A 7282-nucleotide genomic window follows, 5' to 3' on the forward strand; every position below is an offset into this window, starting at 1 on the left:
GCCGGTGCCCTCGCACCCTGAACGAGGAGTTCTGCCGTGACCGTGGACAGCGACACCACGATCGACCAGACTTCCGATACTGCGGCGCGGCCTGCGCGGCGGGGGGTGTGGTCGCTGCTGCGCCCCCTGGTCCTGCGTCTTCACTTCTACGCGGGTGTCCTCGTTGCCCCCTTCCTGCTGGTAGCAGCGGTCAGCGGTGGGCTCTACGCGCTGAGCCCGCAGGTGGAGCGGGTGGTCTACGCCGACCTGCTCGAAGCGCCGTCGGTTGCCTCGTCGGCGCGGGTGCCGCTGGCCGAGCAGGTCGCCGCCGCGACGAAGGTGAGCACGGTGCGGGGCCTGGTCGCGGTCCGGCCGGCCCCCGAGGGCGGCACCACACGGGTGCTGTTCGACGACGGCACCATGGCGGAGTCCTACCGGCATGCGGTCTTCGTCGACCCCACGACCGGCGCCGTGTTGGGTCAGGAAAAGGTGTACGGCACCAGCGGCTCCCTGCCGGTGCGCTCCTGGATCGACCAGTTGCACCGGTCGTTGCACCTGGGAGAGGTGGGCCGGCTCTACAGCGAGCTCGCCGCGTCCTGGCTGTGGGTGGTGGCGCTGGGCGGGCTCACGCTGTGGGTGGCCCGGGCCCGTGCTCGCCGGTCGGCACGCGCCCTTCTGGTTCCAGAGTCGGGCGCACGGGGCCGGGTCCGGACCCGTTCCTGGCACGGCGCGCTGGGGGTGTGGCTGGTGCTCGGCTTGCTGGCCTTGTCGGCCACCGGCCTGACCTGGTCGCGCCTTGCCGGGGAGAACGTCACCGAACTGCGGTCTCGCCTGGGCTGGTCCACCCCGGCCCTGGTCACCACGACGGCTTCGGCCCCGGCTGCCGGCGCCACGGGCGGCCACGCCGACCACGGTGCCTCAACCGGCGGGACGCATGGGGTGGACGCCGGCGACATCGACAAGGTGCTCGCCGCCGCGCGGGCGGCCGACATCACCTCCGACCAGGTCGAGATCGGGTTACCCGCCGGGGCGGGGACCACCTGGACTGTCACAGAGGTCCACCGCGCCTTCCCGACCGCTGTGGACGCCGCAGCCGTCGACCCCGCCACCCTGGCCGTCACCGACAGCGTGCGCTTTGCCGACTACCCGTTCATGGCCAAGCTCGCACGCTGGGGCGTCGACATCCACATGGGTGTCCTGTTCGGACTGGCGAACCAGATTGCCCTCGCCGGCCTCGCCATGGGGCAGGTCGTAATGGTGGTGCTCGGCTACCGGATGTGGTGGCAGCGGCGCCCCACCACCGCCGCACGGTGGCGTCCCGGCCCGGCCATTCGGCGTGGTGGCCTGCGGGCGCTGCCGTGGCCCGGGCTGGTGGCCGTGGCCTTGGTTGCCGTCATCTTCGGGGTCTTCCTGCCCCTGCTGGGAATCAGCCTGCTGGCATTCCTGCTCGTCGACCTCGTCCTGGCCGCCTACTTGCGGCGTGCCATCCGGGCCAGGTGACCCGCCGGCAGGCGGAGAACCGATCTCGCGGTGCAAGGCCAGCATCGGCGCCGCCACGCGTAGCCGAACAACCCGCGTGGGACGTCCGCGACTGGACGTCGCACATGGCTCCGCCCGGTTACGGCCGCTGTCCTCGGTCCTGGTCCTGGCCGGCCTGCCGGGCGGCGGCGAGAAAGGCGTTGTAGTGGGTCAGCTCGTCCTCTTCGCCGGTGGCCTCGGCGCGGTCGGCGGCGCGGTCGAGGCGGGCCTGTTCCCGCTGGTCGGCGCGGATCCACTGGCGCACGAGGAGGATCATGACGGCGGCGGCGGGGATCTCGCCGAACGCCCAGGCGATGCCCGCGCCCAGCTTCTGGTCCACCAGTAGGGAAGAGGCCCAGGCGGGGTGGACGGAGATGTACCAGTCCGGGGCGATGACGGTGGTGGTCTGCATGAGCACCAGGCCGAAGAAGCCGTGCGCCATCATCGCGGCCAGGTGGATGAGCACGAGGATGGGGTGGGGGATCCGTCGCCGGCCGGGGTCGACGCCGATGAGCACCCAGAACAGCAGGTAGCCGGAGGCCACGAAGTGGACCAGCATGGCGAGGTGGCCGAGGTGGGAGCGCATCAGCGCGCCGAGCAGGTCGTTGAAATAGAGCCCGAAGAGGCTGCCGGTGTAGATGCCGAGCGCGACCAGCGGGTGGGTGAGCAGTTTGGTGGGCCGGCTGTGCAGGGCGAGCATTAGCCACTCCCGGGCGCCGCGGACCTGCGGGTCGGCCGGGCGGCGCAGGGCGCGCAGCGCGAGGGTGACCGGGGCGCCGCCGACGAGCAGGATCGGCACCAGCATGGACAGCACCATGTGTTGCGCCATGTGGGCGCTGAACAGCACGTACGCGTAGCGCGCCACACCGAGGCCGGTGAACGCGGCGAGGACCAGCAGGCCGGCGAGCCAGCTAGCCGTGCGAGCGATTGGCCAGCGGTGTCCGGCCCGGCGCAACCGCCGTACCCCGGCGAGGTAGGCGGCGGCCGCACCGGCGGTGACGGTGAGGAAGAACAGGTCCGGCAGGGGCTGGCCGAGCAGGTTGCCCGGGGTGGGGGCCGCGGGCATCGAGAAACCGAGCAGTTCGGTCAGCGGCTCGGCGTCGGCGGGGTTGGTCGCCACCGGGGTGGGGCTGCGCGACAGCGCCACAGCCAGCCCCAGGGTGGCGGCGAACACGATCAGTTCCCCGGCGGCCAGCCGCCGGAACGCGCCCGGCTTGCCTGCGTGCAGGGCCGGCAGGGTCCGGGACCGGTGCGCCGCGCCGGCGACACCGAGGATCACCAGCGCGACGAGCTTGCCGGCCACCAGCCATCCGTACCTCGACTGCCACAGCTGGTCGACCGTGCCGAGGCGTACGGCGGCGTTGGCGAGTCCGCTGATTGCGACGGCGGTGAAGCAGCCCAGGGCGAGGCGGCTGTATCGGCCGGCGGTGTCGGCGAGGTGCCGGCTGCGGCGGACGGCCAGCAGCGCGGCGAGGCCGCCGATCCATAGCGCGGCGGCCAGGACGTGCAGGACGAGACTGCTGACAGCGATCTGGTGATTGCCCGCTCCGGCGGCGTGCCCGGTGAATGCTGGTGGTGTCACCGCGATCAGTGCGAGCACCGCCGCCGCGGCGGCGAGCCCACGCGACACGCCCACCCGGGCGAGTATCGCTACGGTCAGGGCCAGCCCGGCCTGCAGCAGCAGAGCCCGCCCCTGCGAGATCGAGGACGCGAAGCTGACCACCACGGCGGTACTGAGCCGCTGCGGTGGGAGGCCGAGCAGGTCCGAGACCGTCAGTACGATCAGCGTCAGGGCGGCGGCCGCCCACCCGAGGGACAGGGCGCCGGCGCGACGTAGCAGCAGCCAGCCGTGCGGGGACACGCTCGGCCCGTTCCCGGGCAGCAGGAACGCCGCTGTGACCAGCATCCCGACGGTCAGCGTGGCGAGCGCGTCACTGAGCAGCCGGACCAGGGGCAACGCCCAGGTCGTGAGCGGTCCGGGGTCCGGCAGGCCGGGGATCGCGACCGCGAGCGCGCCGCCAGCTCGCAGGGCAATCAGGAGTGCCGCTCCCGCCGAGACCGCGGCCGCGATCGGAACCACGACCGAGCTCTTCCGGCCGGTGGAGGGGATCCCTGTTCCTGGCGTCTCGGGGCCCTGTCCGGCCGGCGTCCGAATGGCGCGAGAGCCGTCCGGGACATGGTGTGGGTGAGCCTGGCGCGAACGGGTTTCTGGCATGTCAATGCCCCTGGCAGGTTGAGGGCGGGCGGGAGGCGTACACCCTGCCCGCGCGGTCTTGGTCAGAAGGTGGCGCGGCGTCGACGCCGCAGCACCACGACCCCGGCGACGACGACCGCGACGGCGATTCCGCCGGCCACCAGCAGGATCGGGCCGGAGCCGTCGGAGCGGCGGGACGAGGCCGCCGGGCTGGCCGATGCGGGGGAGGCGGCGGCAGCGGAGGCGGCCACGCCCGGGGCGGCGCTGGCGGTCGGGGCGGCGGTGCTGGCGGCGGGGACGGCCACCGTGAAGGAGTACGAGCCCTGCACGGGGTGCCCGTCAGCGGAGACGACGCGGTAGGCGACGGTGTAGGTGCTGTTGGCCAACGGCTGGCTGATCGTCACCCTGCCCGTGGCTCCGGTAACGGCAGGTTCGCTGGTGGGGACCTTCCGCTGGCTGGCATCGCTGAGCACGATGGTGGTGAAGGCCGGGTCCAGCTTCTGCAGGAACTTCAGGGTGATCTCCGTCGGCGGGGCGGAGAGACGAGCGTCCTGGGCGGGACTGGCCGCTTGTAGCGAGTTGTGGGCGGCGGCGGGTGAGGCTGGCGCCAGCAGCACCGCAAGGGCGGCCAGCACGGCGGCGACGAGGCCGCCGGAGCTTAGGCGGCCGATTCGAGTGGGCATGACTGGTGTTTCTTTCCCTTGGTTGATGGTGGTCAGCCGAGTAGTTGCTGGCCGATCCAGCCGCCCTCGGGGCAGCCGGGTGGGATGGCGAAGACAGCGGAGCCGGTCGGGGTGGTCCACTCGTTGAGCAGGTCCCGTTCGGCCAAGCGTTGCTGAATCGGCAGGAACTGGCGGGTGATGTCCGCCTGGTACGAGGCGAAGATCAGCCCGCTGTCGGCATGGCCGTCAGGAGTGGGGACGCCGTCGTAGTTGTAGGGGCGGCGCAGGATCTTCAGCCGGTCGTCGGTGACGTGCGCGCGGGTGAGGTGCGAGAAGTCGGGGATGACGGTGAGCCCGTCGGGGCCGGTGGCGGCGAAGTCGGGCTCGTCGTGCTCGGCGGTGCCAGTGAGCGGGGCACCGGTGCCCAGGCGCCGGCCGACGGCGAGTTCCCGGTCGGCGCGGCCGAGCAGGTCCCAGGTCTCCAGGTTCATGCTGATCCGGCGGACGACCAGGGTGGTACTGTCCCGCGCCCAGGCCGGCCCGTCGGGCACCCACACGGCGGCCTCCAGCGGCCCGCCCGGCTTGGGGTTGGCGGTGCCGTCCAGTTGGCCGAACAGGTTCCGTTGGGTACGGCCGGGTTCGGTGCCGGCGGCGCGGCGGAAGCCCTGCTGCACCCAACGGACGGTGGCGAACGGGCGGCTGTCCTTGACCAGCACCCGCTGGGCGTGGGCGACGGTGACCGGATCGTCGGCGCAGATCTGCAGCAGCAGGTCCCCACCGGACCAGCGGGCCTGCAGGCGATCGATCCGGAACGGCGGCAGTTCTGCCACCGACGGCGGTCGCCGGTCGTCGAGCCGGGCGGCGGTGTAGAGGCCGGGGCCGAAGCCGAACGTGACGGTCAGCCGCGCCGGCAGCAGGCCGAGTTCGGGTTCGGTGTCGGCCAGCGCCGGGCGGCCCTGGGTGAGCCGGGCGGCGTCGTCGGACAGCAGGCGCAGCATCCGACCCAGCACGGCCCGGTCGGTGCCGGGCTTGAGGGTGAATGCGACGAACGCCGCGTACGACTGCGGGTCGGTGGCGACGCCGGCCTGCCGCGCGCCGTGGAACGGCTCGACCGCGGTGCCGACGGCGGCGACCGGCACCGCGTCGGCGGGCCGACCTTCCGGCTTGTCGGCGCGGACGAGGGTTACGGCGGCGGCGCTGGCGAGCGCACCTGCGGTCAGGGCGCCGCCGGTGAGCAGGCCACGCCTGCTCACCGGGCGGACAGCGGGGCGCTCGGTCATGCCGCTGGCTGGCCGTGGTCGGGGGCGTAGCTCTCCTGGGCGCCGGTGAACGGCTTGGCCACCGCCGTGAACGTCTGGGTCTTCCCATCGGCGAACGTGAGCGTGAAGGTCAGCTCGTCGCCGGCCTTCACCGGCTGCTTCAGGTCCATCAGCATCAGGTGCTCGCCACCGGGCTGCAGCACGGTTCTGCTGTGTGCCTTCACCACAATGCCGCCCTGCTTGGGCTGCATGACCATCTTTCCGTCCTTCATGGTCATCTCGTGCAGCTCCATGGGCGACACGTCGGTCGCCGCAGCGGTGATGGTCACGTCGGTGTCGCCGTCATTGACGAGCGTGCCGAACGCGGCGGTCATGCCCTTGTCGGCGGCCTTCACCCACGGGTCCTGGATGCCGAGCACCCCAGGCGTGGAGCTCGCCGACACCGACGCCGACGGGCCCGGCTGCGCCGACGAAGACGAATCCGACGAGCCGCAGCCGGCGACGCCGACCGCGAGGGAGGCCGCGGCGGCGGCGAGCAGGATGGCTGGGCGTCGGCGCGGGCCGGCGACAGTGGTGCGGGGCATGGATGGTCCCTTCGCTGTTTGATCTGTCGGCTGGTTGGTCGACCGCGACAAATAGAAAGTTCCAGGACAAAAGTGATTGATGTCACCAGCCATGTGCGGCGGGGCCGGTTCAGGCCGCCCGGCGGCCCTGGGCCCGCGCGGAACCGGGGTATGGCGGGACCAGCCGGAGTTGCGCTGGGGCGGGTGGGGGCGCCTCGTCGACGTTCAGGCGCCAGCCCGGGCGGTCGCCCCGCCCCCGCGCCTTCGGCCCTTCGGGCTGCAGGCGCGGCCGAGACAACGCCACCACGATCGCGTACCCGGCGAGGAGGAAGCCGTGGCTGACCAGGCGGGTGGTGTCGACCCGCCCGGCCAGCAGGTCGTTGACCGACAGAAGCACCAGCGTCCCCACGAACGCGCTCAACATCGGCACCAGCCCGGTCGGCCGCGTACGCCGCGCCGCCACGAACAGGAACCCGGCCCCGACCGCCACATTCCACGCCGCCGACTCGTGCCACAGATGCCCCGACCCGAGCACACCCGTGTGGTCGTGACCGCCGGCCGGTCCCCGCCCGACCTGTGCTAGCCCGAGCACCAGTTGCAGTGCGCCGAGGAGGCCCAACAGGCCACGCAGGGTGAGCACGACCCGCTTCCGGAGACCGCGGTGGGAGGGCGCGGGCAGCGCGGCGAGGATCGTGTCGACCAGGTCCGGCCCAGGGACGGTGACAGTCAGCCGGGACCGCCGCGTCACCGCCGCGGCCTGGTCCAGCCAGGCGCGGCAGCCGGCGCACTCGTCAAGGTGCGCCTCAGCCCCGGCCTGCTCGGCGGTGGTCGCCTCACCGTCCAGCTGTGCCGACAGGACCTCACGCCACTGCTCACACCCCATGTATCGGTAGTCGCCGCCGCAGCCCGATTGGTTCCCGCATGCTGTGCGTCCCGGATCACGCCGCAGCAGGTCCGGCCCGGTTCAGCCGTATGTAAGGCGGGAACCCCGGCCGTTCACGGCCGGGAGGAGCGCTGTCACGGGCCGGGACGTTTCTGGTTTTCGATGTACTCCTTGACCACCGCCAGCGGTGCACCGCCGCACGACCCGGCGAAGTACGACGGCGA

7 protein-coding genes are annotated in these 7282 nt (G+C 72.6%); 1 reads left to right on the forward strand and 6 read right to left on the reverse strand.

Annotation, left to right across the window (positions count from 1 at the left end):
- Positions 1-36: 36 nt before the first annotated feature.
- Positions 37-1479: a PepSY domain-containing protein gene (locus ABZ783_RS33400; RefSeq protein ID WP_357445748.1), complete on the forward strand. Its 1443-nt coding sequence runs from the start codon at positions 37-39 to the stop codon at positions 1477-1479.
- Positions 1480-1597: 118 nt separating this feature from the next.
- Here the strand turns inward: ABZ783_RS33400 and ABZ783_RS33405 are convergent, their stop codons facing one another.
- The 6 genes from ABZ783_RS33405 to ABZ783_RS33430 all read right to left on the reverse strand — a co-directional run.
- Entirely contained in the window at positions 1598-3577 is a 1980-nt protein-coding gene (locus ABZ783_RS33405; protein ID WP_357445751.1) for a cytochrome c oxidase assembly protein, read from the reverse strand.
- Between the two features lie 197 nt (positions 3578-3774).
- Positions 3775-4374, reverse strand: coding sequence for a copper resistance CopC family protein (locus tag ABZ783_RS33410; RefSeq protein ID WP_357445754.1), 600 nt, complete (start codon positions 4372-4374; stop codon positions 3775-3777).
- A gap of 32 nt (positions 4375-4406) precedes the next feature.
- Positions 4407-5633 (reverse strand): Dyp-type peroxidase, encoded by a 1227-nt coding sequence (locus ABZ783_RS33415; protein ID WP_357445757.1) that lies wholly within the window; start codon positions 5631-5633, stop codon positions 4407-4409.
- On the reverse strand, positions 5630-6196 hold the full coding sequence (locus ABZ783_RS33420; RefSeq protein ID WP_357445775.1) for a copper chaperone PCu(A)C: 567 nt from the start codon (positions 6194-6196) through the stop codon (positions 5630-5632). The genes ABZ783_RS33415 and ABZ783_RS33420 overlap by 4 nt, the downstream gene beginning before the upstream one ends.
- A gap of 109 nt (positions 6197-6305) precedes the next feature.
- The gene (locus ABZ783_RS33425) at positions 6306-7058 is read right to left on the reverse strand and encodes a zf-HC2 domain-containing protein (protein ID WP_357445760.1); all 753 of its coding nucleotides are present in this window, start codon (positions 7056-7058) and stop codon (positions 6306-6308) included.
- 134 nt (positions 7059-7192) lie between these two features.
- The coding region (locus tag ABZ783_RS33430) for a transposase (RefSeq protein WP_357445778.1) at positions 7193-7282 on the reverse strand (90 nt) is incomplete at its 5' end.

Source organism: Micromonospora sp. NPDC047738 (assembly GCF_040642675.1).
In the GTDB taxonomy this organism is placed as follows: Bacteria; Actinomycetota; Actinomycetes; order Mycobacteriales; family Micromonosporaceae; genus Micromonospora.